The organism is Micromonospora sp. WMMD961 (assembly GCF_029626145.1).
Taxonomy (GTDB): domain Bacteria; phylum Actinomycetota; class Actinomycetes; order Mycobacteriales; family Micromonosporaceae; genus Micromonospora.
This window is the reverse complement of the sequence record NZ_JARUBJ010000002.1, coordinates 2,571,575-2,596,159: the sequence shown is the minus strand read 5'-3', so window position 1 is coordinate 2,596,159 and position 24,585 is coordinate 2,571,575. Positions and strand designations below refer to the sequence as shown.

The following is a 24,585-nucleotide window of genomic DNA, read 5'->3' as shown; positions in this document are numbered from 1 at the left end:
TCGTCCTCCTGTCACTCGAACAACGAGTGTCGTACGCCCGGCTCCTCGCGGCGGCGGGCGGCGCGGCGGCGCTGGATCACGACCAGGTCGACCACGGCGACCACAGCGAAGATCGCGCAGACCACGCCGAGCCAGGCGATGCCGGCCCAGAACGCCAACACCGCGAAGACCACCATGATCACCAGCCCGAAGCCAGCGAGGGTGAGCCGGAGGTTCAGCGCGCTGTAAGCGTGCCCGACCGTGCCACGGGCACGCCGAGGCTGCGATCTCGTCATGCCCAGGGACCTACCCCCGATCGTCGGCGTTAACCGGCCTCGGACACCTCGGTCAGTCGCGCCAGGCGCCGCGCGACGCCGCCTCGGCGGCGTACGCCGAGAAGTCGCGCGGGTCACGACCGGTCAACCGACGCACGGTGTCAGTGGGCTCCGCGTGGCCGAGGTCGCGCAGGGCCGTGAAGGCCACGATCTGTTGCTCGATCTCCTCGGCGGGGATGCCCAGCGGAGCCAACGCGGCCCGGTAGTCGTCAGCCGCGCCGAGGTGTCGCACCGGCCGGCCCGCCGCCCGGCTGATGATCTGGGCAGCCTCCGCGAAGGTGATCGCCCGCGGCCCGGTGACCTCGTAGACCTGGCCGGCGTGCCCGGGCTCGGTGAGGGCCGCCACCGCGGCGGCGGCGATGTCGTCGGCGTCCACGAACGCCTGGCGTGCCGCACCGACCGGAACGGTGATGGCACCGGCCAGCACCGACTCCCGGAACACCCCCTCGTCGAAGTTCTGGTCGAACCAGTCCGCCCGCAGGATCGTCCAGTCGACGCCGATCTCACGCACCGTCCGCTCGGCGGCCAGCAGACGCTCGTCACCCATCGCCTCGATCGCGCGACTGGAGAGCAACACCACGTGCCGCACCCCCTGGTCCAGAGCCAGCCGAACGAGGGCCGGCTCGACCCGCTGGCCGTCCGGTGCCATCAGGTAGACCCGGGACGCGCCGGCCAGCGCGGGCGCCCACGTCGACTCGATCGACCAGTCGAAGCGCACCGGGCCCTTGCGGGAGGCGGCGCGGACCGGGGCGCCCAGCGCCCGCAGTCGGTCGGCCACCCGTCGCCCGGTGGTGCCCGTCGCGCCGAGCACGAGGATCGCACTGTCGTCGTCCATGCTCCGAGTAGAGCATCGACCCCCGACAGCGACCGCCCGATGCCCTGCACGGCCGGGCGGCACCGGAGTGCGTCGGTGTGCTCGATTACATCCGTTCGCGTCGCGGCTCCGCCAACCGCAGGATGGGCCTATGTCAATGACCCTCGCCGTGCCGGTGACCGTCGCCATCGCCCGTCGCGTCGACCCGGGCCGGTCGAGCGAGATGGTGGCCTGGATGCGGGCCGGCACCGCGCTCGCCGAGGCGTTCCCCGGGTTCCTCGGCGCCGGCTGGGTGCAGAGCGGCCCCGGTTCGCCGGACTGGCACATGCTCTACCGCTTCGCCGACGCAGAGACGCTGCGGCGGTGGGAGGAGTCCCCGCAGCGACACTGGTGGCTCAGCTCGGCGCAGGGCATCGTCGAGCACACCCGGGTCGAACGGCGTACCGGGATCGAGGGCTGGTTCGACCCTCCGGTGGAACACTCGGTGGACCCGGTGGCGCCGATCGCCCCGCCGTCGCCGCCGAGGTGGAAGCAGGCGGTGACCATCTGGCTGGCGTTCTTCCCGCTGAGCCTCAGCGCCACAGTGCTGACCAGTCACTTCCTCGGCGCGGTGCCGCTGGCGGCGCGGGTGCTGCTGATGACGCTCTGCCTGACCCCGCTGATGACCTATCTGGTGTTGCCCCGGATCACCCGGGCGTTGCACTGGTGGCTGCACGGCCAGCGGGCACCCTGGCGGGGCTTATAGCACCTCGCTGGCACCGCTGTCGGCGCTCTGCCGCATACCCGACAGCTGCTTCCCGCCAAACCGCGTCCTACGCATAGAGTTACCGCGCTGTCGCTCTGCGCTGCGGGAGGGGACGTCATGCCTCGACGGGGGGTCACCGCCCTGGCCTGTCTCGCGGCGCTGGTCGCGCTGGCCTGCGAGGGTGGCACCTCAGCGACACCCCGCCCCACCAAGAGCGCCCCGCCGTCGAGCGGGCCGGGCGGCATCGCCGCGCTCGGAGACTCGATCACCACCGGCTTCGCGTCCTGCCTGGTGCTCACGTCCTGCGAGCGCAACTCCTGGTCGACCGGGGACGGCCTGCGGGTGCAGAGCCACTACCGGCGGCTGCTGGAGCAGAATTCGGCGATCCGCGACCGGACGTACAACCATGCCCGTCCCGGCGCCCGGGCGGACGCGCTGGAGGGCCAGGCCCAGGCGGCGGTACGCGACCGCGCCGACTACGTCACGGTGCTGATCGGCGCCAACGACGTCTGCCGGGGTGGGGTGGACGCGATGACGCCGGTCGCCGAGTTCCGTGCCGACGTCGACCGGGGCCTACGGGTGCTGAAGACCGGCCGCCCGAAGGCCCGGGTGCTGGTGGTGAGCATCCCCGACCTGTACCGGCTGTGGGAGGTCGGGCACGGCGACTCCCGAGCGGTTCGCGCGTGGCGACGGGGCATCTGCCCGGCCCTGCTCGCCGAGGCGACCTCGACGGCGCCCGCCGACCGGGCGCGCCGGGCCGCCGTGCGGGAGCGGATCGACGCGTACAACACCGAGTTGGTGGCGGCCTGCCGGGCGTACGGCTCGCGCTGCCGGCACGACGGCGGCGCGGTGCACAAGGTCCGGTTCACTCTGGACCTGCTCAATCCGCTGGACTGGTTCCACCCCAACGCCACCGGCCAGGGCCGCATCGCCGAGGTCACCTGGCGCTCCTCCGGCCTGGCGAACTGACCAGCCCGGTCGACGGTCAGCGCCTGCGGGGTTCCGGGACGGCGACGCCCCGGGAGCGGTAGAGGGCCCGGGACCGCTTCGCGAGGTCCTTCGTGGCCGACGAGTTGGCCCAGGTGCCCAGCACGATGGCGGCACCGGGGATGACCTTGGCGACCATCCGCTTGGCGGCCCGGACACCCGCCATCTGGGCCAGCCGGATGCCGAGCTGCACCATGACCCGACCGATCGGGCGCTGGCCGCCCAGGCCGAAGAGCGCGTCGGCGCGTTCGCGGCCGGCGGCCACGCCGAGGGCCAGCCGGGCGCTCTCGGCGACCTTGTGCACGCGTTGGAGCACCAAGAGGTCGGTGGCCCGGTCGCCGTGCAGTGGGTCGACGTCGTAGGCGGCGGCGATGTGCAGCACCATCCGCGCCTGGGTCCAGGCCAGCACGCCCACGTCGATCACGGCTCCGGGCAGGCCGGCCGCTCCGGAGACCGCGCCCGACAACCGGGCCAGGTTGACGAACTTGCGGACCGCCTGGTCGGCGAGGACGTCGGCAGACACGCCGGGCTGTTCGGCCCGGGCCCGGGCGGCCCACTGCGCGGCCTCCGGCCCGAGCCGGCGTACGGCCTCCAGGGCGAGGTGTTCCGGCGCGTACTGCGGGTCGTCGCGCATCCGGTCCCAGAGGCGGGCCGGCGGACCCTCGGGGGCGTCCACCGGCCCGGCCGGCAGGCTGACGGACGGCTGCGGAGTGGGGGCGGCGGGCTGGCCGCCGACGGGTGGGGTGTCGGTCACCGGGTCTCCCCAGGGATGGAGATGGCGGACAGGGCGGCCGATGGGGCGGTCAGCGGCGGCGGTTGGACAGCCGGGCCGCCAGCCCCTTGAGCTTCTGCTGGTTGGCCGGCTTGGCCATCTCCCGACGGCCTCGCTCCACCAACTGCTGCCCCTTCGGCGATCTCAGGAACGTGGTGATTCGCTGCATCAGTGACATGGCGTCCTCCTGTCGATGATCCCCTGCGTCATGTGTACCCCTAACCCGCAACACATGTACCCAGGATCCGACAGCCTCAACCCTGACCGTCCACAGTGGTCGGTAGGCTACCGCCCCGCCGGCACGATGGAGTCGACGACCCGGGTGGCCCGCCATTCGTGCTGCTGGTAGTGCTCGGGGTAGGCAGAGACCTGCACCGCCTGGGCAGCGTCGGTCAGCCGCATCCGTTCCCAGCCGGGCACCTGCTCCAGCGCGGTGAGGAACTGCCGGGTGGCGAACTCCGGGTCCATCAGCCGACCCACCGGGCCCCAACCGCTGCTCGACCGCTGCTGGAACAACCCGACCGAGTCGTGGTCCCAGCCCACGCCCTGGTGCGGGTAGTCCTGCGACTCGGGCAGCACGCCGCTGGCCACGTTGTAGAGGTTGCTCTCCTGCATGGCGGTGGCCACCGCGATCACCAGCCCTCGGCGGGGCACCCCCATCTTGCGGCCGGTACGGACGATCGCCTCGGCGTTCTCCATCTGGTCCTCGTCCAGCCCCACGACGGGTGCCGGCTTGGTGGGGCGAGCGGGGGCGGCCTTGCGGGCCCCTGTGGTGGTGTCCGGGTCGGCAGGGGTCGCCGTTGTGGACGAGGCCGCGGCAGGGGTGCTCGGCGCAGCCGCCCGGTCGAGGCCACGGGAGGCACCCTGCGGCTCGGCGCGCTGCGCCAGTTCGGTGCTGGAGGGCGACCCGCTCCGCGTCGCGGCGTCCGCGGTCTCGTCGCGGACCTGTGCGACGGCGGCCAGGCCGAGGCAGCAGACCACTCCGGTGGCGAGTGCCACCTGGGCCCGGCGTCGACCGGTCAGGTCCCGGGCGTATGCCCGGAGCCGGCTCGCGGCGGTTGTCCGTTCGGCTGAGGTGCCATCCTCCGTATCGGCAGTGGGCGTACTCGGGGCGTACGGGTCGTCGAGGGTGCCGTCGTCACGCATCAGCCGAGGCTAGGCAGGTGAAAACCCTGATCACGCACGGTGATCACGTGGCGCTCGACACAGATCGGACCCGTACTGGTGGACGACCTGGGCGGGTCGACGCGCCCGGGGGGCGTACCTCGCGTACCGGATGAAGCTGGCGTAGCGCGCGGACCGACACGGCTCGCGACAGGATAGGACATTCACTCTCCGAGCCTGACATGATCGACAAACTCGGCCTTTGGGCCGAACCATTCCTCGGCCGATCGGCTGCCAGGCTCGGCCTAGCGGCGTAAACAGGCGATTAGTCCGGTCAGGTCCACCACCCGGCCAACGGATCGCCCGGAGAAGGAATGCACCAGGATGGCGGGTACGTTGCCCGAACGGGTGCCCTCCGTCGCGACGGCGCCCCGCAGGCACATTTCAGGGAGGTCCGCACCGGTGCTCGACCCACACGAGCTCTACCAGCTCACCGACGATCTGCCCGACCTCGGGCAACCGGTCCTGATCCAGGCCCTCACCGGGTTCGTGGACGCCGGCAACGCCAGCCGGCTGGCGCGCGAGCAACTGCTCACCTCGCTGGAGGGTCGGCCGATCGCCACCTTCGACGTCGACCAGCTCTTCGACTACCGATCGCGACGACCGGTGATGACCTTCGTCGAGGACCACTGGGAGAGCGTCGACGCGCCCAAGCTGGAGCTGCACCTGCTGCACGACGACGACGAAACCCCGTTCCTGCTGCTCACCGGCCCCGAGCCGGACCTGCAGTGGGAGCGGTTCGTGGCCGCCGTCGCCGGGCTCGCCGCCCGGTTGGACGTCCGGCTCACCGTGGGGCTCAACTCGATCCCGATGGCGGTGCCGCACACCCGTCCGACCGGGGTGACCGCGCACGCCACCCGACCGGAGCTGATCGCGGGCTACGAGCCCTGGCTGCAACGCGTCCAGGTGCCCGGCAGCGTCGGTCACCTGCTGGAGTTCCGCCTCGGCGAGCAGGGTCGCGACGCGCTGGGCTTCGCCGCCCACGTGCCGCACTACGTGGCGCAGACCGAGTATCCGGCCGCTGCCGAGGTGCTGCTCACCTCGGTGTCGCGCAGCACCGGCCTGCTGCTGCCCGGCGACGGGCTGCGCTCGGCCGCCGAGGTGGTCCGGGTGGAGATCGACCGGCAGGTCGCCCAGACCGACGACGCCGCCGCTCTCGTTCAGGCCCTGGAGGAGCAGTACGACGCGTTCGCCCGAGGTCGGGGCGAGAAGAGCCTGCTCGCCCCGGACGCCGGACCACTGCCGACGGCCGACGAACTCGGCGCGGAACTGGAGCGGTTCCTGGCCGAACAGACCCGTCCCGGCGACACCCCGGCCGGCTGACCCGGCGTCGCGGCGGCGGATGCGGCAGGCTGGGGGCATGCGCCTGGCGACCTGGAACGTCAACTCGGTGAAGGCCCGCCTACCCCGACTGTTGGAGTGGCTGGCCGACACCGGGCCGGACGTCGTCTGCCTGCAGGAGACCAAGTGCCCCGACGGTGCCTTCCCGGTGACCGAGGTGGGCGAGTTGGGCTACTCGGTGGCCAGCCACAGCGACGGCCGGTGGAACGGGGTCGCCATCCTGTCCCGCGTCGGGCTGGACGACGTCCGGGTCGGGTTCGCCGGCGAGCCCGGCTTCCCCGCCCCGGAGGCCCGGGCCATCTCCGCGACCTGCGACGGGGTCCGGGTCTGGTCGGTGTACGTGCCCAACGGCCGGACGCCGGACGACCCGCACTACGCGTACAAGTTGGCCTGGTTCGCGGCGCTGCGCGACGCGCTGGCGGCGGAGTTGGCCGGCGGCCTCCCACTGGCGGTCAGCGGCGACTTCAACGTCGCCCCGACCGACGCCGACGTCTGGGACCCGGCGGTGTTCACCCACTCCACGCACGTCACCCCGGCCGAACGGGCGGCCCTCGCCGCGCTGCGCGACCTGGGTCTCAGCGACGTCGTACCCACCCCGATGAAGGGGCCACACCCGTTCACCTACTGGGACTACCGGGCCGGGATGTTCCACCAGAACAAGGGCATGAGAATCGACCTGGTGTACGCGTCCGCGCCGTTCGCCCGTGCGGTCCGCTCGGCGTACGTGGACCGGGAGGCTCGCAAGGGCAAGGGCCCCTCCGACCACGCGCCGATCGTTGTCGACGTGGACCTGGTCCCGGCGGTCGAGACGTTCTGAGCCTGGCTAGGGTGGGCAGATGGCAGTCGTGAAGATCAACGCAATCGAGGTCCCGCCCGGTGGCGGCGCCGAGTTGGAGAAGCGGTTCGCCGCCCGAGCCGGCACCGTGGAGAACTCCCCCGGTTTCCTCGGCTTCGAGTTGCTCCGCCCCGTGGCCGGCGAGACCCGCTACTTCGTCTACACCAAGTGGGAGAGCGAAGAGGCGTACCAGGCGTGGGCCGCCGGCCCCGCTCGGGCCGCCCACGCCAGCGCGCCCGGCGACAAGCCCCGCCCTCCGGTCGCCACGGGTGCCAGCCTCCTGGAGTTCGACGTCGCGCTACAGGTCCCCCAGCCCTGACACCGCCGCGCCACGTCACCCAGCCCTGGCCGCTCCCGAGCCCTGCGCACCACCCACCCGCACACGCGATCTGCGAGGAGTTCCGCGCCGCCGCAACCCTGGACTACCAGCAGGACGAAGCGGATCGAGGACACCGCAGGATCGGGTGCCCGGTGCTGTTTCTCTGGAGTCAACGCGGCCAGGTCGCAAAGCTCTACGACGACCCGCTCGCGATCTGGCGGGAGTGGGCCGACGACGTTCGCGGCGAGCCGGTGCCGGTCGGGCACTTCATCCCGGAAGAGGCCCCCGACGAGACCACCCGTCAACTCCTGGGCTTCTTGAGCTGATGCCCGGCGATTGCCAGTCCACCATCCCCAAGGCCGCTCGCCCCGGCGCTTGACCCACTCGGGATCGCCGAACTGGGGGTGTCCGGGCGGCTGGGATACCCCGACTTCGGCGAAGACGAGTGGATCAAGCGGCTGAGCCGGCCTCAGGACTCGCGGGAGGACCGGAGACTGCGAAGGCGTTGACGTGTGCCGGCAGACTGCGGGGCCGAGTGGTCACTGTTTCTGGAACATGACTGCGGCGACGTCCGCCAGGAGCTCCAGCGACCAATCTAGCTGCGGACAGTCACCGTGACCTCGGCACTCTCGGCAGCCACCTGCCTGCCAGGGCCGATCGACCGTCCGAGTCCAATGCGCGTCGAGCACGCGCTTCGCCACGAACAACTCGGTCGCCCTGGACACCGGCTCGTCGATGGGCATGTGCGACACCTCCATGCGTCCCGAAGTAGCCGCCCCGGGGGCAGAGCCCGACGTCGTGCTCCCCGGGACGTGCCGGATACCTCGGAGTGCTGAAGTCCAGAACTACCCGACTGTCTCACTGTATCCACTGTCTCAGTGTAGTCAAGTTCTCACTGTATCCACTTTGCTGGATTGTCGCCTTGTCCTGTTCGGGCCCGGGCTGGAAACATGATCTCCGCTGAAGTCCAGGAGAGTCGATCATGCCAACCAGACCACCGCACTACCGCCGCGTTGCGGACGACATCGAGCAGAAGATCCGCTCCGGTGAATACCGACCTGGGCACCAGTTGCCATCTGTGTCGGAGATCGGCGAGATCTACAACGTCGCACGGTCAACCGCGTACCGCGCAGTCAAAGAGCTGCATGACCGCAACCTCGTCTACGGACAGCAAGGCCAAGGCGTGTTCGTCGCCGAGGCCGAGTAGCGCGCTGCACCCCAGGGGCCGCCCACTCAGGCTGAGCGCGGCCTCAGGACTTGCGGGTGGACTGGAAGGTGGCGAAGGCGATGACGTTGTCGGCGTAGCCGGTGCGTCCGCCGATGAACTGCCCGCCACAGGTGATCAACCGCAGGCCGGGCGGCCCGTCGTGGCCGTAGATCCGTTCGGCGGGCAGCTGGTCCTTCGGGAAGTGCTCGACGGTGTCGACCCGGAACACCACCACCGACTCGTCCGCGCGGGCCACCTCGATCAGGTCGCCGGGCTTCAGCTTGCCCAGGTCGTAGAAGACCGACGGGCCGGTCTTGGTGTCCACGTGCCCGACGATCACGGCCGGGCCGGGCTCGCCGGGCGTCGGCCCACGGTCGTACCAGCCGGTCTCGTTGTGCCGTTCCAACGGCGGTACGGCGATCGAGCCGTCCCGTGCCTGCCCGACGGGTTCCACCGGCGCCGCCACCTTGATCGATGGGACGCTGAGGCGCACCGGACGACTGGCCGACAACCCGACGGACTCGCTGCGGGCCGGTCGGTCGCCGCCGGCCGGGGCGAAGTCGAACGGCCCGACCGAACGGCCCAGCCCTGCCCCGGTGGCGAAGACCCCGGCCAGCACCAGCACCACGGCCAGCGGCACCGACCACGGGCTACGGCCGGAGGGTCGGCTGCGCCGGGGCGTGACTGCGGTCGGCGGGCGAGCAGCCACATTGGGACGCTCGGGGTTCAGCGGACTGTCGTCCAGCGGTAGCCGGCGGACGTCGAAGCGATCGTCGCGCGTTGGGCGAGGGTTGGCGGACGGGCGTGGGCCCGACGACGGGCGCGGCCCGGGGGACGGGCGGGGACCGGGCGGCGGCGACGCGGGTCGGAAGATCGCCATGGCCGGCTCAGCGCCCAGCGCCACGGACCAGACGCGGCCGACGCAGTGCCACCACGGCGAGGATCAACCCGGTGATGGTCAGCGCCGCACCGACGGGCAACAGCAGCTTGCCGGTGACTCCGCCGGCGCCCCCACCGAAGCCGGTGGCCGGACCCCGACTGGGCTGGGACGGCACCTTCTTGACGACCTGGAGCATGGTCGAGGCGGTTTCGCCGTCGCGGCACTCCAGCTTGATCCGGTAGTTGCCGGGGCGGGTGCGCTCGCGCACCATCGGCGCGGCGGTGAGCACCCCGTGCTGCGGCTGCACACCGACCGCGCCGAACGCGTCCGAGACGACCGTGGCACCTACCGAGTTGTCCCGGCAACTGGCCCGGATGCCGACCAGGTAGCCGGGCTGCACCGTGCTCGGGCTCACCTCGACGAAGATGTCCACCGGCGCCGGCTGGGGCGCGCCACCCGGCGGCCCTCCGGGCTGCGGTGCGGGCGCGACGGCAACGGGCTGGGCAGGCACCGCAGCACCAGCCGCAGGAGCGGCGAGCAGAGGACCGGCGAGCATGGTCAGCACGGAAAGGATCACGCCGCCACGGGTCACTGTCACGATGCCCCCTCTCGACGCCGTGCGGCCGTGTCGGGCAGCGGAGCACCCGACCTGCCGTACCAGTTGGATCCTCTCATTTCCGGTCGCACATCACATCCGATCCGCCGACGGCGTCGCGTACGCTCGGGTCGCTGTGACCACCACCGACCATGACCCCGCCGTCCCGCCCGTGAGCCGGACGATCCGCACGTTCCACCCCCGCCGGGGTCGGATGAGCGACCGGCAGACCGACGCGCTGGACCGGCTCTGGCCCACGTACGGCCTGGATGTGCCGGACGGACCGGTCGTACCCGTCGACCTAGCCGACCTGTTCGGTCGCCGGGCGCCGGTCGTGCTGGAGATCGGCTCGGGCATGGGCGACAGCACCGCCGCGATGGCCGCCGCTGACCCGGACCGAGATTATCTTGCGGTCGAGGTGCACACGCCGGGAATCGCCAACCTGCTCGACCTGGTGGAGCGGGGCGGCCTGAGCAACGTACGGGTGGCAGAGGGCGACGCGTTGTCCCTGGTCAAGGGCTTACCCGAGGGCGCGCTGGACGCCGTGCACATCTTCTTCCCGGACCCGTGGCCGAAGACGCGCCACCACAAGCGGCGGATCATCCAGTCGGCGCACGTGGCGTTACTGCGGTCGCGGCTGCGTTCCGGCGGCACGTTGCACTGCGCGACCGACTGGGCCGAGTACGCCGAGGCGATGCGGGAGACCTTGGAGGCGGATCCGGAGTTGGTGGACGCGTACGGTGGCTTCGCGCCACGTCCGGCGCACCGCCCGGTGACGAAGTTCGAGCGGCGGGCGATCAGGGCCGGCCGACCGGTCGCCGACCTGATCTACCGGCGGCGCTGACCGGCGAAGGCCACCCCGCGCAGGGGCCGGCCGAGGCCGGGTTGGCGTACCGGGGCATGATCCAGGCACCATGGACAGGCTATGACGCTCACCGCCGCGCTACCGAGAAGCGCCGACCCCGACACCCTCTTCGACGCGTTCGCCAGTTGGGCGAAGGAGCGCGGCCTCGACCTCTACCCCCATCAGGAGGAGGCGGTCATCGAGATCGTCTCCGGCGCCAACCTGATCATGAACACTCCGACCGGTTCGGGTAAGAGCCTGGTGGCGATCGCGGCGCACTTCGCGGCCCTCGCCGACAACCGGACGACCTTCTACACCGCGCCGATCAAGGCCCTGGTGTCGGAGAAGTTCTTCGCGCTCTGCGAGGTCTTCGGCGCCGAGAACGTCGGCATGCTGACCGGTGACGCCAGCGTCAACGCCGACGCCCCGATCATCTGCTGCACCGCCGAGATCCTGGCGAACCTGGCGCTGCGCGAGGGTGCGAAGGCCGACGTCGGCCAGGTGATCATGGACGAGTTCCACTTCTACGCCGAACCCGACCGGGGTTGGGCGTGGCAGGTGCCGATCATCGAGCTGCCGCAGGCCCAGTTCATCCTGATGTCCGCCACCCTGGGGGACACCACCCGGTTCGTCGACGACCTGACCCGACGCACCGGGCGGCCGACCGCCGTCGTGCGCTCGGCGGAGCGGCCGGTCCCGCTCATCTTCTCGTACGCGATGACGCCGCTGCACGAGACGCTCGAGGAACTGCTGGAGACCAAGCAGGCTCCGGTGTACGTGGTGCACTTCACCCAGGCCGCCGCGCTGGAACGCGCCCAGGCGCTGACCAGCGTCAACGTCTGCACCCGCGCCGAGAAGGACATGATCGCCCAGGCGATCGGTGGTTTCCGGTTCACCGCGGGCTTCGGCAAGACGCTCTCCCGGCTGGTCCGGCACGGCATCGGCGTGCACCACGCCGGCATGCTGCCCAAGTACCGCCGACTGGTGGAGACCCTCGCCCAGGCCGGCCTACTCAAGGTCATCTGCGGCACGGACACCCTCGGCGTCGGCATCAACGTGCCGATCCGCACCGTGCTGTTCACCGGCCTGTCCAAGTACGACGGGGTCCGCACCCGGCTGCTCAAGAACCGGGAGTTCCACCAGATCGCCGGGCGGGCCGGTCGGGCCGGCTACGACACCATCGGCCGGGTCGTGGTGCAGGCCCCCGAGCACGTCATCGACAACGAGAAGGCCCTCGCCAAGGCCGGCGACGACCCGAAGAAGCGCCGCAAGGTGGTCCGCAAGAAGCCGCCGGAGGGCTCGATCGGCTGGGGCCAGCCCACGTTCGACCGGTTGGTCGACGCGGAGCCGGAGCCGCTGACCTCCAGCTTCCAGGTCAGCCACTCGATGCTGCTCAACGTCATCGGCCGGCCCGGGGACGCGTTCAGCGCGATGCGTCACCTGCTCACCGACAACCACGAGGAGCCGGCCGCGCAGCGTCGGCACATCCGTCGGGCGATCGCCATCTACCGGGCGTTGCGGGCGGGCGGGGTCGTCGAGGAGCTGCCCGAGCCGGACGAGACCGGCCGGCGGATCCGACTCACCGTCGACCTCCAGCTCGACTTCGCGCTCAACCAGCCGCTGTCCCCGCTCGCGCTGGCCACCATCGAGCTGCTCGACGCCGAGTCCCCGTCGTACGCGCTCGACGTGCTCAGCGTGATCGAGTCGATCCTCGACGACCCTCGGCAGATCCTCTCCGCGCAGCAGTTCAAGGCGCGCGGCGAGGCGGTCGCCGCGATGAAGGCCGAGGGCATCGAGTACGAGGCCCGCCTCGAACTACTCGAGGAGGTGACCCACCCGAAGCCGCTCGCCGAGCTGCTGGAGGCCGCGTACGAGATGTACCGGCAGGGCCACCCGTGGGTAGCCGACCACCAGCTCTCCCCCAAGGCCGTGGTCCGCGACATGTACGAGCGGGCCATGACCTTCACGGAGTACGTGCAGTTCTACGGGCTGACCCGCTCGGAGGGTCTCGTCCTGCGCTATCTCGCCGACGCGTACAAGACGCTGCGCCAGACCGTGCCCGAGGATGCCAAGACCGAGGAACTGATCGACCTCATCGAGTGGTTGGGCGAGCTGGTCCGCCAGGTCGACTCCAGCCTCATCGACGAGTGGGAGCGGCTGCGCAACCCGTCCGACGTCGCCGAGGTGGCCCAGGCGCACGCGGCGCTGACCGATCGGCCACCGGCGGTGACCCGCAACGCGCGGGCGTTCCGGGTGCTGGTGCGCAACGCGTTGTTCCGCCGGGTGGAGCTGGCCGCGCTGCGCCGCTGGGATCTGCTCGCCGAGTTGGACGCCGAGGACGGCTGGGACTACGACGCGTGGTCCGACGCGCTGGGGCCGTACTTCGAGGCGTACGACTCGATCGGGGTCGGTCCGGACGCCCGTGGGCCGGCGTTGCTGATGATCGAGCAGGGTCGGGAGCGGTGGACCGTACGGCAGATCTTCGACGATCCGGACGGTGACCACGACTGGGGCATCAGCGCCGAGATCGACCTGGTCGCGTCGGACGAGGTAGGTGCCGCGGTCGTCCGGATCACCGACGTCGGCCAACTCTGAGTCGGCAGCGGCTACGTCTTCGGTGGCGCCGTCGAGGCACGGACGACGATCTCGGTCGGCAGGATCAGGGCCGTACGGGTGGGCGCCGGTCGCAGGAGCATGCGGACCGCCTCCGCCCCCTTGCGGGCGTGCGGTTGCCGCACGGTGGTCAGGGCCGGGCTGGCCGCCACCGCTGCCGGCACGTCGTCGAAGCCGACGACGGAGAGGTCACCGGGAACGTCGATACCGCGACGGGTGGCTTCGGCGATGACGCCCAGCGCCAGCCGGTCACTCATCGCCAGGATCGCCGTGGGCGGCTCGGCGTGTTCGAGCAGAGGCACCGCGGCGGCGGCCCCGTCCGCCTCCTCGACCCCGCGCGCCGCCACGACGACGATCCCGCCGCCACCGTCGGCGAGCGCGGGGCCGAGCGCGTCCCGGTAGCCGTCGAGGCGGGCCCGGTTGGCGACGTACCCGGTGGGCGCGTCGAGCCCGGCGGACACCACGGTCGTCTTCGAGTCGCGGGCCAGCGCGAAGCTGATCACGCCGATCCGGCGGTGGCCGAGGTCGACCAGATGGGCCGCCGCCGCGCGGGCCGCGGCCCGGTCGTCGATGCCGACGTACGGCTCCCCCGGCGTCACTGGGGCGTCGAGCCCGACGACCGGCAGCCTCCGGGCCCGCAGCAGCTTCCGCCGCTCGGGCTCCAGCGGGTCGCAGAAGGCGACGAAGCCGTCCACGAGCGCGGTGGGGACGACGTCCGGCAGGCCCGGCTCGGCGCGGGGAACCAGCACCAGTGAGGAGCCGTGCTCGCCGCAGACCCGGGCGACGCCGGCCATGGTCAGGCGCGCGGCGGGGTCCTCGAAGAGGTACTGCAGCGGCTCGTGGATGATCAGCCCGACCGCGCCGGTCCGGCCCCGGCGGAACGTGTTGGCGATCGGGTCGGGGCCGGGGTAACCGAGGTCCCGTGCCGCGGCCAGGATCCGGTCGCGCAGCTCGCGACTGAGCTGGTCGGGCCGGTTGAACGCGTTGCTCACCGTGGCCTGGCTGACACCGACGGCTCGTGCGACGTCTCGCATCCGTGGGGGTGGGTCGCTGGGCACTGGAGAACCTCCCTGCGTTGTGCCGGTCCTCTGATACGTATAAGTTAGCCACATGAGCGTCGATGTCGCGGACGGCCTGCACGGCCGCACCAGCAGCGACTGGCGCGTGCCGGCGGTCGCTTTCGCGGTCAACGGCGCACTTTACGGCAGCCTGCTCACCCGCTTTCCCGAGATCGCCGACCGGGTGTCCGCCAGCGAGACCCAGTTCGGTGTGGTGCTCTTCGCTGCGGCGATCGGCGGGCTGCTCGGTTCGCTGGTGGCCCCCCTGCTCGCCCGCGCCTTCGGCGAGCGGTCGGCCACGCTGCTCGCCGGCGCGGGCTACGCGCTGCTCGCGGTCGGCGTGGCGTGGGCCCCGCAGTTGATCCTGCTGGGCGGTGCCCTGCTACTGCTGGGCGTCCTCGACGGCGCGCACGACGTGGCGATGAACGCCTTCGCGGTCCGGGTGCAGCAGCACCGCGCGACGACCCTGATGGGCAGGATGCACGCCACCTGGTCGCTCTCGCTGGCCGGGGCAGGCGTGCTCGGAACGGTCGCCGCCGGGCTCCGGGTGCCGGTGGCCCTGCACGTCGGCATCGCCGCCACGGTGGCGCTGGCCGCCCAGCTCGCGATCGCCCTCGGCCGCAAGGGCATGGTGGCCGGGGGCCCGCCCACGCCGACCCCGCCGGTCGACGGCCCGTCCGACTCAGCCCCGACGGGCAACGGCCCGTCCACGCCGGCCCCGACGGGCGACGGTCCGGGGCGATCCCTTGGCCGGCTGCGGTACGTGCTGCCGGTGCTCGGGCTCGCGGCGGTGGCCGCCAGTTACGTGGAGAGTCCGGGGCAGGAGTGGACCGGGCTCCTGCTCAGCCGTGGGTTCGACGCGACACCGCAGGTGGCGGCCGCCGCACCGGTGCTCTTCGGCGCCGGCCTGCTGGCCTCCCGCCTGCTGCTGGACGTGGCGGTGTCCCGGGTCGGCCAGGCGAAGGTCGCGGCGGTCAGCGGGGCCACCATGGTGGCGGCCGTGGGCGCCGGCCTGGTGTGCACACTCGTCGGCGCTCCGGTGTGGTGGGCGCTGGCCGCGGTCGCCGTGGCCGGCTTCGGGGCCGGGCCGGCCTTCCCCCTGCTGTTCGGCTCGGCCGACCAGCTCAGCGCGCGGCACGGCATCCCCCCGGCCCGGACGGCGTCCATGGTCTCGGCGCTGTCCCGGGTCGGTGCCATCTCGGCGCCGATCGTGGTGGGGCCGCTGACCGACGCGTTCGGAATGGCGATGGTCTTCGCGATCATGGCGGTCGGCGCCGCGCTCGTGCTGGGCGCGCTGCCACGGGCGGTGCGGTGACCCGGCGGCCCGCGCGACACGGTCCACGGGCACGGTGACAGGAGGTTCGACGATGCGGTACGCGCGGCTCGGCTCGACCGGGCTCACCATCTCCCAGCTCTGCCTGGGCGGAATGAGCTTCGGCGAACCACACCGTGGGGCCGACTCGTGGACGCTGCCCGAGCCGGAGAGCCGGCGGGTGATCCGCCGTGCGCTCGACGCCGGCATCACCTTCTTCGACACCGCCAACGTCTACTCCGACGGCTCCAGCGAGGAGATCCTCGGCCGCGCCCTCGGCGAGTACGCGCGGCGCGACGACGTGGTCATCGCCACCAAGGTCTTCGGCCCGATGGGTCCGGGGCCCAACCAGCGTGGGCTGTCGCGCAAGGCGATACTCGCCGAACTGGACAACAGCCTGCGCCGGCTCCGCACCGACTATGTGGACCTGTATCAGATCCACCGCTGGGATCCGGCGACCCCGATCGAGGAGACGTTGGAGACCCTGCACGACGTCGTACGAGCTGGCAAGGTTCGCTATCTCGGCGCGTCCTCGATGTACGCGTGGCAGTTCGCCACCGCGTTGCAGGTCGCCGAGCAGCACGGCTGGTCCCGGTTCGTCAGCATGCAGAACTACCACAACCTGATCTACCGCGAGGAGGAGCGGGAGATGCTCCCGCTCTGCCGGGCCCGGGGAGTCGGCACGCTGCCGTGGAGTCCGTTGGCTCGGGGAAAGCTGGCCCGGGACTGGACGGCCACCACCCGGCGCACGGCCGACGACGCCTTCGGCCACAGCCTGTACGCCCGGACCGAGGATTCGGACCGGGCGGTCGCGGCCCGACTCGGCGAGGTCGCCCGGAGACGTGGGGTGCCTCGGGCGCAGATCGCGCTGGCATGGTTGCTGCGGCAGCCCGTGGTGAGCGCCCCGATCATCGGCGTGACGGACGTGCGGCAGCTCGACGAGGCGCTGGGCGCTCTCGACATCGAGGTGTCACCGGACGAGGTCGACCAGCTTGAGGAGTGTTACGCGCCGCACGCCGTGGTGGCTCTGGACTGACCATCAAGGACCGTCGTGGAGCATGCCGGCGGTCGTGAACAGGGTGTGCGCCCAGGCCGCAGCACAGCGGCCCGACACCATTCTTGGCGTTCGCCGAACATTGCGCGTAAAGCCCTGTCGAATTGATCTCCTCGGCGTGGCCCGTGTTTCCAGAAAATGACGTCGATGTATCCCTGGATAAACAACTGGGGGATCCAATGGGAATTGCGCCAATGCCAGTGTGACGCGGATCACTGTTTGAGGAAAAATAGCCGATCGGGCGATGTTTTTGTGGCCGAGCGCTTGACGCCTATGGCGCTCTGTGGAAATCTCGTGACCGGAAGATACTCAACAATGTCTATGCCGGGGGTGTCATTAAGTTTCGCACTACGAGGCGCTGATTCGCCTCTTCATAGCGCTGGGCGGGCGCCACGACCGCCTGGCAACCGCACGGAAACCATGCGACCGACAGAGCTGCGCATCATCCGCGCGGCCAATTCGGCACGCATTCTGGCGACACTTTTTCCCGAACCGGAAAGCGCGTCGAATGCTGCCCGAAATCGGAATATCGGGGAGGTCCGACGACCTTGCCTCACCTCGTTGCGAAGGGCGGAATCCGTTGACTGCCAGCATGACCTATCTCGACGCTCTACCACCGGACCGTCACCCGAATCTGGTGGACGACGAATTCGAACTGCCGTATCGACTCTCCCGTCTCGCGCAGTTGTCCAACGACGTGCGGGCACATCTGCTCAAGATGATCCACCTCGCCGGTTCCGGCCACGTGGGCTCGTCACTCTCCTGCGCGGACCTGGTCAGCGTGCTGAAGTTCGACCAGATGGACACCACCGGCAACGACGTCTTCATCCTCTCCAAGGGTCACGCCGCACCGACCTGGTACGCCGCCCTGATGGTCGCCGGTGACCTCGACACCGCGGAGATCGGCACTTTGCGCCGGATCGACAGCCGACTGCAGGGGCACCCCGACCGCACCCGGCTCGATCTCGTGGCGGTGAGCACCGGCGCGCTCGGCCAGGGCCTGTCGGTCGGCCTGGGACGAGCCCAGGCGCGACGCCTGCGGGGCGACGGCTCCACCGTGTACTGCCTCGTCGGCGACGGAGAGCTGCAGGAAGGGCAGATGTGGGAGGCCATCATGTACGCCGGCGCCCGAGGCCTGGGCAACGTGGTGCTGCTCGTCGACTACAACCGGAGCCAGAACGACGGGACGCTCGAAGAAATCATGCCGTTGCATCCGCTACCGGAGAAGCTGCGGTCGTTCCACTGGCACGTGCAGGAGGTCAACGGCCACTCCCACCTGGCTATCCGGGACGCCGTCGCCAACGCACGGGAGAACTGGATGCAGCCGTCCGTGATCATCGCGCACACCCGCAAGGGCCATCTCGGCCCCGGACAGATCCTGCTCAACGGCTCCCACAGCGGCACCATGACGCCCGAGGTGTACGAGGACGCCATGGGCTACCTGGGGCGGGTGAGCGTGTGAAAGCGACGCGCGACTGGTTCGGGGACGCCTTGGTGGACGTCGCCGCGGACCACGAGAAAGTCCTGGTCGTCAACTGTGACCTCGCCTCGGCGACCAAGACGACGCAGTTCAAGAAGACCTTCCCCGACCGGTTCTTCGAGATCGGCATCGCCGAGGCCAACGCCATCGGCGTAGCGGCGGGCCTGGCCCAGGAGGGGTACCGGCCGTTCGTCGCCAGCTTCGGTCACTTCCTGACCGGCAAGTTCCTGGAGATCTTCCAGTCGGTGGGGCTCAACAACGCCGGTGTGGTGCTGGTCGGCACACACGCCGGGCTCGCCATCGGCAAGGACGGCCCCACCCAGATGGGCCTGCGCGATCTGGCCCTGATCCGCAGCCTGCCCAACGTGGAGGTGCTCCAACCGGCCGACGGCGTGGAGACGCGGGCCATGCTGGCGTACGCGGTGACCCATGACCGGCCCATCTATCTGCGGCTGTGCCGGCAGCCCCAACGCGAGGTGCACGACCAGGACTACCAGTTCCGGTCCGGGCATCCCGACGTCCTGAGCCACGGTACGGACGTCGCCGTCGTGACGATGGGCGGAATGGTGCCCGTGGTGCTCGACGCGGTCGAACTGCTCGCCCCGACCGGTCCGCGGCCCACCGTGGTCAACGCCTCGTCCCTCCCCCTGGACGTGCCCGCCACCACCGACCTCCTGGAGAAGCACCGGCACGTCCTCGTCTTCGAGGACCACTTCAACCGCGGCGGCCTCATCGACGAGGTCGGCCGGATCGTGCTGGGCCTCGACCGGCACGTCCGGTTCCACGCCTGGGGAGTCGACGACTACGGACAGGCCGGCTCCCCGGAGGAACTCTACGAACGCTACGAACTGGACGCGACCGGTGTGGCCAGCCGGATCCGGGCCGCGACCACCAACTCCCCCGAGATCGGAGACAGCCAGCGATGACGCGATTCGACCCGCCGAAGAATCTCGCCCACGACCTCCCCCGGGCCCCCTACCTCTTCGTCGAACACGAACTGGTCCTCGGCGCCAGCTCGCCGTACCGGTGCCACCCCGCGGACCACCGCAGCTTCATCGTGATCGGCGGACGGGTCCGCGTCGAGTCACGGCACGCCGACGGCAGTGGCCACCGCGAGTACGGCTACCTGCGGGGCTGGCACGCGGAGCCGGGCGCGACCTACCGCTTCGCCCAGGTCGGCGTCGAGCCGGCGGTGGTGGTGGAGGCCGGATCCACCACCGGTCCGGTGCACGAGTCCTGGGACGTCCCGGTCTCCCCGACCACAACTGCCCACTGCCGCGACGTCGACTCCTACCGCGTCGACAAGCCGTGGGGGCACGAGGTCTGGTACACCAACAACCTCGGCGACATCCCGTACGCCCTCAAGCAGATCCACATGACCGCCGGGCACCAGTCGTCGTTGCAGTCGCACCAGCAGAAGGTGGAGACCAACTACGTCGTCGACGGGCAGGCGACGGTCCTCAACGGCACGCTGGCCCCGGCGGACACCGACGCCGTCATCGACACCGACACCCTGCCGCGCGCTGTGCACTCCCGCAGGTCGGGCTGGTCCTCGGCCGCGAACGTGCTGCACCGGGTGATCGCCGAGTCGGACTACACGTCCGTCGAGGTCTCCACCCCCGAGCTGGACGACGTGATCCGTTGGGCGGACGACACCAACCGCGGCAACGGTCGCATCGAGGTCGAGCACGCGGGGGCGCGGGTATGAGCACCGTCGACGACATCCAGCTCTACCTGGCGGAGAAGCGCGCCATCATCGACCAGTTCCCGGTCGACGCCGTCGTGGCCGCCGCGGAGATGCTGTTCCGCACCTACGACGAGGGCGGCACGGTGTACGCGATGGGCAACGGCGGCAACGCCGGCACCCTCGACCACGCCTACTGCGACTTCAAACACCATCCGTTCGTCTCCGAGGACAAGAGCCGGCCGGTGTCGGCGTCGGTACGACGGCTCACCTTCGTCAACCTGTGCGGCTCCTCGGCGGAGCTCAGCGGGCTGGTCAACGACCTCGGCCCAGACAGCATGTTCTCCGCGTCGCTCGAACCGTTCGCCACCGAGCGCGACCTGGTCATGGCGTACAGCGGAAGTGGCAACTCCCCCAACGTGGTGCGGGCCCTGCAGGCCGCGACGAAGGCCGGCGCGCGCACCTTCGCGATGACCAAGGGCGACGGCGGTCGCTGCCGGGAACTGGCCGACGTGTGCCTCGTCGTGCCCGGCACCTCCCGGTTCCCCGGGCAGACGGGCCGCAACGACAACAACTTCCACTTCGAGGACCTGATGCTCTCGGTCAACCACATCCTGGTCGGCCTGCTCAAGCAACGCGTCGGGCAGGCGGCCCAACCGGTCCAGCTGACCGCGTAGCCGAACGGAGGTGGCCCGATGTTGACGATCAACCCAGTCCGGTCGAGGCCGGTGCTCGCTTCACTCGAACGGCTCATCGGTCCACAGCGGGCCGACCGGCTCCGGCGGGCCGCCGCGGAGATCCAGGACCGGCTCGACGGCGGCACGCTCTGGCACGTCAACTCCACCCCGACCGGCGGTGGCGTGGCCGAGATGCTGCGGACGTTGCTGCCCCTCTACGGCGAGCTGGGTGTGCGCTCCCAGTGGGCGGTGGTCAGCGGAGACGACGCGTTCTTCCGGATCACCAAACGGCTCGGCGTGGCCCTGTACGGCAGCGACGGCGACGGGGGTCCGCTCGGGCCGGCCGAGCGTGCGGCGTACCTGCGTGCCCTCGCGCCCGCCGCCGACCGCCTCGTCCAGGCCGTCGACCACCGTGACGTGGTGATCCTGCACGACCACCAGACCGCCGGCCTGGTCCCGTCGCTGGCGGGCCGGGTCGCGTCGGTGCACTGGCGCTGCCACGTCGGCGTCGACGAGCCCACCGACGCCTCGGAGCGCGGGTGGGACTTCCTGACCGAACTGCTGGACGAGGTCGACTCGCTGATCTTCTCGGTGGCCGACCACGTCCCGGCCCGGCTGCGCGACCACGCCGTACGCGTCCAACCGCCGTTCATCTCCCCGTTCGACGCCAAGAACGTCGACCTCCCGGCCGACACCGTCCGCGCCTGCCTGGCGCAGTGCGGTCTCGACCCGGCCGGCGAACCGGCGAGGTCGCCGCTGCTGCTGGAGACCGCCGCGGGAGACGTCCGACTCCGGTCCATGCCGACAGTGATCTCCGACGGCGCCCGTCAACTCGGCGAGCCGCTGGTCACCCAGGTGTCCCGGTGGGACCGGCTCAAGGACATGGCCGGTGTGCTCACCGCGGTCACCGACCACGTACCGGTGGGACACCTCGCCCTGGTCGGCCCGGACCCCGCCGCGATCGCCGACGACGTCGAGCAGGGTTTCTGGTACGCGGACTGCCTCGACCACTGGCGGAAGCTGTCGCCGGCGCAGCGGCGACGGGTGAGTCTGGTCAGCCTGCCCATGACCGACCCGACGGAGAACGCGCTGCTGGTCAACGCGGTCCAGCGCGCATCCGACGTGGTCGTGCAGAAGAGCCTCGCCGAGGGCTTCGGCCTCACCGTGGCGGAGGCGATGTGGAAGTCACGGGTGGTGGTGGGCAGTGCCGTGGGCGGCATCCGAGCGCAGATCACCGACGGGGTCGACGGTTTCCTGTTGACGGATCCGGCGGACCTGCGGGGCCTGGGCCAGATCATCGCCACCGCCCTGAGCGACGCGGTGGACCGCCGGGAGATCGGGGAACGGGCGCACCGACGGGTGCGCGACGACTTCCTCCCAGACCGGGAGGTGACGACGACGGCGTCGATGCTGGCGCCAGAGAGGATGGCAACGCGATGAGCACCAGCAAGCGAGGGCTCAACCCGGAACAGGTGGCGGCGTACCGCACCGACGGATACGTCATCGGCGACGGACTACTCAAGCCGGACACCTTTCTCGATCTCAAGAACCACTTCGAACGCAAGCTCGCCGCCCTGCCCGAAGGGGAACGGCCGGAGGACATGGACGTGCCCCACTTCACCGACCCGGAACTGTTCCGGTGGTTGCTCGACCCGGATGTGCTCGACGTGGTCGAGAGCGTGGTGGGGCCGGACATCGCCCTGTTCACGTCCCACTTCTTCTGCAAACCGGCGGGCGACGGCAAGAGCGTGCCGTGGCACACCGACGGATACTTCTGGCGGGAGATGATCGAGCCGGCCGGCCAGGCCATGACCATCTGGTTGGCGATCGACCCGTCCACGTTGGAGAACGGCTGCATGAAGGTCATCCCCGGCAGCCACGTCGACGGCACGGGCAACTACCGGCGCGTCACGGACGACACCAGCGTCTTCGACGAGGAACTGGACCAGAGTCGCGTCGACGCCACCCGGGCCGTCCCGGTGCAGCTACAGCCCAACCAGTTCAGCATCCACTCCGGGGCCCTCGTACACAGCAGCGAGGTCAACCGCAGCGCTCTGCGGCGGTGTGGGTTCACCATGCGCTACATCAGCACGAGTGTCCGGTTCAACCACGAGGGGGTGGGGCAGAAGCACCAGATCTTCCTGGCCCGCGGCACGGACCGTGCCGGCAACACGTACGGCGACCCGAGCCGGGCGTACCCCGAGCTCGTGCAGACCCGCGGAATGGGTCAACGGTTCGTCGGCGCCGAGCGCTGACCGCGGGGATCGGTACGACGGTGCAGCTCACGATCACCACGGCCGGCGGTACGGTGACCGTCGCCTGCGGCGCGCTGTTGCTGGACATGGACGGCACCCTTGTCGACTCCCAGGTCTGCGTGGAGCGCAAGTGGCGCGACTGGTGCGGCCGGCACGGGCTGGACGTCGACGAGTTGCTGCGCGTCTCCCACGGCCTCCAGTTGGCCGACACCGTCCGGTTGATGGCTCCCCACCTCGACCTGGCGGCGGAGGTGGCGGACCTGGTCCGGCGCGAGGAGCAGGACACCGCCGGCCTCCGGCCGGTCGCGGGGGCAGCGCGGCTGTTGGCCGCGTTGCCCCCGCGACGGTGGGCGGTGGTGACCTCGGCGTGGCAGCGGCTCGCCGAGATCCGGTTGCGTCACCTGGGACTGCCGGTCCCTCAGGTGCTGATCACCGCCGACGACACGGCTCGCGGTAAGCCGGCCCCCGACGGCTACCGGATGGCGGCGGCGCGCCTGGGTTGCCCGCCGGCCGACTGCGTCGTGATCGAGGACAGCCCGGCGGGCATCGAGTCGGGTCGCGCGGCGGGCATGCGGGTCATCGCGGTGGCCACCACCTTCGCCCCGGACACGCTGGACGCGCTGGACGCCGACTGGGTCGTCGCCGACCTGACCGGCGTCACCGTGCGCGATCCGGTCACCGCCCGCTGACCGGGTCGACGGCCCCTTCGAGAGAGAACTTCCTGTCCGGTCCGCTCGAAGTTGGCCACTGCCTATGAGGCTGATCTGGGGCGGGACAAGTCTGTCCGGAGAGCCTCGGAGACGACCGTCCGGACGAACCTGGCCAATTCCTTTCTCCGAGTCGCCGGATCTTGGATTGGCCGCTGAGGACGGCGTTCTATCGAAGGACGAGAAGGTCGAGTGCGTCGATGACCGGGCCGGATTCGGTTTGAGCGGCGAGGTGGAGTCGAGCCAGACCGGCGGCGTACTCATCGTCGGTGATCAGTTGTAGGGGCGTGTGTGCTTCCCGGCGCATGGTGGCCGCGACGTCGCGAAGCGACGGTGCGGTGGTCTGCGGGACCTGTTCGAGTGAGGTCGTGGTGAAGCCAGCGGTGGCGAAGGCGGCTTCGACGTCGTGCACGCTGGGGTAGGTGTTCAACACGCGGATGGCCTCGGGGAAGAATCGGAACAGCGTGATTGCGTGGTGGCGGCCACCGAATGCGGAACGGATCAGCACCGGGCCGCCGGGACGCAAAACGCGGCGCAGCTCACGTGCGGCAGCGGTCAGGTCTGGCACGTGGTGGATGACGGTGGACAGCCAGGCCGCGTCGACGCTGCTGGCGGCCAACGGGACGTTGGCAGCGTCTCCGGCCAGCACCTGAGGGTGCAGGCAGCGGGCTCGCATGGCCTCGGCCGGTTCGACGGCGATGACGTCGATGTCGTTGTACCAGTCGGTGAAGGTCTGCGCCCACGCGCCGGTGCCCGCGCCGAGGTCGAGCAGGCGGGTGCCGGGCTGAGGGTTGAGGTGACGGGTCACCGCTTCACGCCAGCCGGCGAGCGCCTGGTCGGACAGGTGGCGGGTGGCCTCGAACGCTGCCGCGTCGTGGCTGTTGTAGGCGATGCGAGCCATGTCACTGACCCAACCGCTTCCGTGCCG

The 24,585-nt window shown here is 70.8% G+C and carries 28 protein-coding genes; 18 read left to right on the top strand and 10 right to left on the bottom strand.

Translation table 11 applies throughout. The features are described from left to right. Positions 1–11 precede the first annotated feature (11 nt). The gene (locus tag O7614_RS12240) at positions 12–275 is read right to left on the bottom strand and encodes a DUF6343 family protein (protein WP_088990477.1); all 264 of its coding nucleotides are present in this window, start codon (positions 273–275) and stop codon (positions 12–14) included. 52 nt (positions 276–327) lie between these two features. After that, positions 328–1,149 (bottom strand): NmrA family NAD(P)-binding protein, encoded by an 822-nt coding sequence (locus tag O7614_RS12235; protein WP_278138577.1) that lies wholly within the window; start codon positions 1,147–1,149, stop codon positions 328–330. Positions 1,150–1,279: 130 nt separating this feature from the next. Between O7614_RS12235 and O7614_RS12230 the strand changes: the two genes are divergently transcribed. Beyond that, positions 1,280–1,873, top strand: coding sequence for an antibiotic biosynthesis monooxygenase (locus tag O7614_RS12230; protein ID WP_278138576.1), 594 nt, complete (start codon positions 1,280–1,282; stop codon positions 1,871–1,873). A 117-nt stretch (positions 1,874–1,990) separates the two neighbouring features. Next, positions 1,991–2,842, top strand: a complete 852-nt coding sequence (locus O7614_RS12225) for a GDSL-type esterase/lipase family protein (protein ID WP_278138575.1) — start codon at positions 1,991–1,993, stop codon at positions 2,840–2,842. A 16-nt stretch (positions 2,843–2,858) separates the two neighbouring features. Here the strand turns inward: O7614_RS12225 and O7614_RS12220 are convergent, their stop codons facing one another. The 3 genes from O7614_RS12220 to O7614_RS12210 all read right to left on the bottom strand — a co-directional run bounded on the left by O7614_RS12220 (position 2,859) and on the right by O7614_RS12210 (position 4,778). Then, a complete protein-coding gene (locus tag O7614_RS12220) occupies positions 2,859–3,614 on the bottom strand; it encodes an EcsC family protein (RefSeq protein WP_278138574.1) in 756 nt (251 codons plus the stop codon). 49 nt (positions 3,615–3,663) lie between these two features. Then, a complete protein-coding gene (locus O7614_RS12215; protein ID WP_165435705.1) occupies positions 3,664–3,810 on the bottom strand; it encodes a hypothetical protein in 147 nt (48 codons plus the stop codon). A 107-nt stretch (positions 3,811–3,917) separates the two neighbouring features. After that, positions 3,918–4,778, bottom strand: coding sequence for a peptidase M23 (locus tag O7614_RS12210; RefSeq protein WP_278138573.1), 861 nt, complete (start codon positions 4,776–4,778; stop codon positions 3,918–3,920). A gap of 420 nt (positions 4,779–5,198) precedes the next feature. Between O7614_RS12210 and O7614_RS12205 the strand changes: the two genes are divergently transcribed. The 4 genes from O7614_RS12205 to O7614_RS12190 all read left to right on the top strand — a co-directional run bounded on the left by O7614_RS12205 (position 5,199) and on the right by O7614_RS12190 (position 7,617). Continuing rightward, positions 5,199–6,119: a PAC2 family protein gene (locus tag O7614_RS12205; RefSeq protein WP_278138572.1), complete on the top strand. Its 921-nt coding sequence runs from the start codon at positions 5,199–5,201 to the stop codon at positions 6,117–6,119. 37 nt (positions 6,120–6,156) lie between these two features. Continuing rightward, a complete protein-coding gene (locus O7614_RS12200; RefSeq protein WP_278138571.1) occupies positions 6,157–6,954 on the top strand; it encodes an exodeoxyribonuclease III in 798 nt (265 codons plus the stop codon). 19 nt (positions 6,955–6,973) lie between these two features. Next, positions 6,974–7,291 (top strand): antibiotic biosynthesis monooxygenase, encoded by a 318-nt coding sequence (locus tag O7614_RS12195; protein WP_278138570.1) that lies wholly within the window; start codon positions 6,974–6,976, stop codon positions 7,289–7,291. A gap of 152 nt (positions 7,292–7,443) precedes the next feature. After that, complete coding sequence (locus O7614_RS12190; RefSeq protein ID WP_278138569.1) at positions 7,444–7,617, top strand: hydrolase; 174 nt, start codon at positions 7,444–7,446, stop codon at positions 7,615–7,617. A gap of 213 nt (positions 7,618–7,830) precedes the next feature. Here the strand turns inward: O7614_RS12190 and O7614_RS12185 are convergent, their stop codons facing one another. Continuing rightward, positions 7,831–8,034: a hypothetical protein gene (locus O7614_RS12185; RefSeq protein WP_278138568.1), complete on the bottom strand. Its 204-nt coding sequence runs from the start codon at positions 8,032–8,034 to the stop codon at positions 7,831–7,833. A 239-nt stretch (positions 8,035–8,273) separates the two neighbouring features. Between O7614_RS12185 and O7614_RS12180 the strand changes: the two genes are divergently transcribed. Then, complete coding sequence (locus O7614_RS12180) at positions 8,274–8,498, top strand: GntR family transcriptional regulator (protein WP_269680043.1); 225 nt, start codon at positions 8,274–8,276, stop codon at positions 8,496–8,498. 43 nt (positions 8,499–8,541) lie between these two features. Here O7614_RS12180 and O7614_RS12175 read toward each other — a convergent pair whose 3' ends face one another. Then, positions 8,542–9,207, bottom strand: a complete 666-nt coding sequence (locus O7614_RS12175; RefSeq protein WP_278138567.1) for a class F sortase — start codon at positions 9,205–9,207, stop codon at positions 8,542–8,544. Between the two features lie 178 nt (positions 9,208–9,385). Then, on the bottom strand, positions 9,386–9,979 hold the full coding sequence (locus O7614_RS12170) for a hypothetical protein (protein WP_278142233.1): 594 nt from the start codon (positions 9,977–9,979) through the stop codon (positions 9,386–9,388). 208 nt (positions 9,980–10,187) lie between these two features. On the opposite strand from O7614_RS12170, the gene trmB reads away from it, so the two are divergent. Together trmB and O7614_RS12160 are read left to right on the top strand one after the other, a co-directional pair. Next, entirely contained in the window at positions 10,188–10,817 is a 630-nt protein-coding gene (trmB, locus tag O7614_RS12165) for a tRNA (guanosine(46)-N7)-methyltransferase TrmB (protein ID WP_278142232.1), read from the top strand. Between the two features lie 81 nt (positions 10,818–10,898). Continuing rightward, on the top strand, positions 10,899–13,412 hold the full coding sequence (locus tag O7614_RS12160) for a DEAD/DEAH box helicase (RefSeq protein ID WP_278138566.1): 2,514 nt from the start codon (positions 10,899–10,901) through the stop codon (positions 13,410–13,412). 11 nt (positions 13,413–13,423) lie between these two features. Here O7614_RS12160 and O7614_RS12155 read toward each other — a convergent pair whose 3' ends face one another. Next, positions 13,424–14,488 carry a LacI family DNA-binding transcriptional regulator gene (locus O7614_RS12155; RefSeq protein WP_278138565.1) on the bottom strand — a complete coding sequence of 355 codons (1,065 nt, stop codon included), beginning with the start codon at positions 14,486–14,488 and terminating at the stop codon, positions 13,424–13,426. Between the two features lie 52 nt (positions 14,489–14,540). Here O7614_RS12155 and O7614_RS12150 point away from each other — a divergent pair, with 52 nt between their 5' ends. From O7614_RS12150 to O7614_RS12110, 9 genes are all read left to right on the top strand, one after another. After that, complete coding sequence (locus tag O7614_RS12150; RefSeq protein WP_278138564.1) at positions 14,541–15,803, top strand: MFS transporter; 1,263 nt, start codon at positions 14,541–14,543, stop codon at positions 15,801–15,803. Positions 15,804–15,855: 52 nt separating this feature from the next. Continuing rightward, the gene (locus O7614_RS12145; protein ID WP_278138563.1) at positions 15,856–16,836 is read left to right on the top strand and encodes an aldo/keto reductase; all 981 of its coding nucleotides are present in this window, start codon (positions 15,856–15,858) and stop codon (positions 16,834–16,836) included. 610 nt (positions 16,837–17,446) lie between these two features. Continuing rightward, positions 17,447–18,316 (top strand): transketolase, encoded by an 870-nt coding sequence (locus tag O7614_RS12140; RefSeq protein WP_278138562.1) that lies wholly within the window; start codon positions 17,447–17,449, stop codon positions 18,314–18,316. Next, positions 18,313–19,260 (top strand): transketolase C-terminal domain-containing protein, encoded by a 948-nt coding sequence (locus O7614_RS12135; RefSeq protein ID WP_278138561.1) that lies wholly within the window; start codon positions 18,313–18,315, stop codon positions 19,258–19,260. Before O7614_RS12140 ends, O7614_RS12135 begins: the two co-directional genes overlap by 4 nt. After that, entirely contained in the window at positions 19,257–20,042 is a 786-nt protein-coding gene (locus tag O7614_RS12130; RefSeq protein WP_278138560.1) for a hypothetical protein, read from the top strand. The genes O7614_RS12135 and O7614_RS12130 overlap by 4 nt, the downstream gene beginning before the upstream one ends. Continuing rightward, positions 20,039–20,695 (top strand): SIS domain-containing protein, encoded by a 657-nt coding sequence (locus tag O7614_RS12125; protein ID WP_278138559.1) that lies wholly within the window; start codon positions 20,039–20,041, stop codon positions 20,693–20,695. Before O7614_RS12130 ends, O7614_RS12125 begins: the two co-directional genes overlap by 4 nt. Before the next feature lie 18 nt (positions 20,696–20,713). Next, entirely contained in the window at positions 20,714–22,135 is a 1,422-nt protein-coding gene (locus O7614_RS12120; RefSeq protein WP_278138558.1) for a glycosyltransferase, read from the top strand. Next, complete coding sequence (locus tag O7614_RS12115; protein WP_278138557.1) at positions 22,132–22,950, top strand: phytanoyl-CoA dioxygenase family protein; 819 nt, start codon at positions 22,132–22,134, stop codon at positions 22,948–22,950. The genes O7614_RS12120 and O7614_RS12115 overlap by 4 nt, the downstream gene beginning before the upstream one ends. A 20-nt stretch (positions 22,951–22,970) precedes the next feature. Then, entirely contained in the window at positions 22,971–23,639 is a 669-nt protein-coding gene (locus O7614_RS12110) for an HAD-IA family hydrolase (RefSeq protein ID WP_278138556.1), read from the top strand. Positions 23,640–23,826: 187 nt separating this feature from the next. On the opposite strand, the gene O7614_RS12105 is transcribed toward O7614_RS12110, so the two are convergent. Continuing rightward, positions 23,827–24,558: a class I SAM-dependent methyltransferase gene (locus O7614_RS12105; protein WP_278138555.1), complete on the bottom strand. Its 732-nt coding sequence runs from the start codon at positions 24,556–24,558 to the stop codon at positions 23,827–23,829. Positions 24,559–24,585 lie beyond the last annotated feature (27 nt).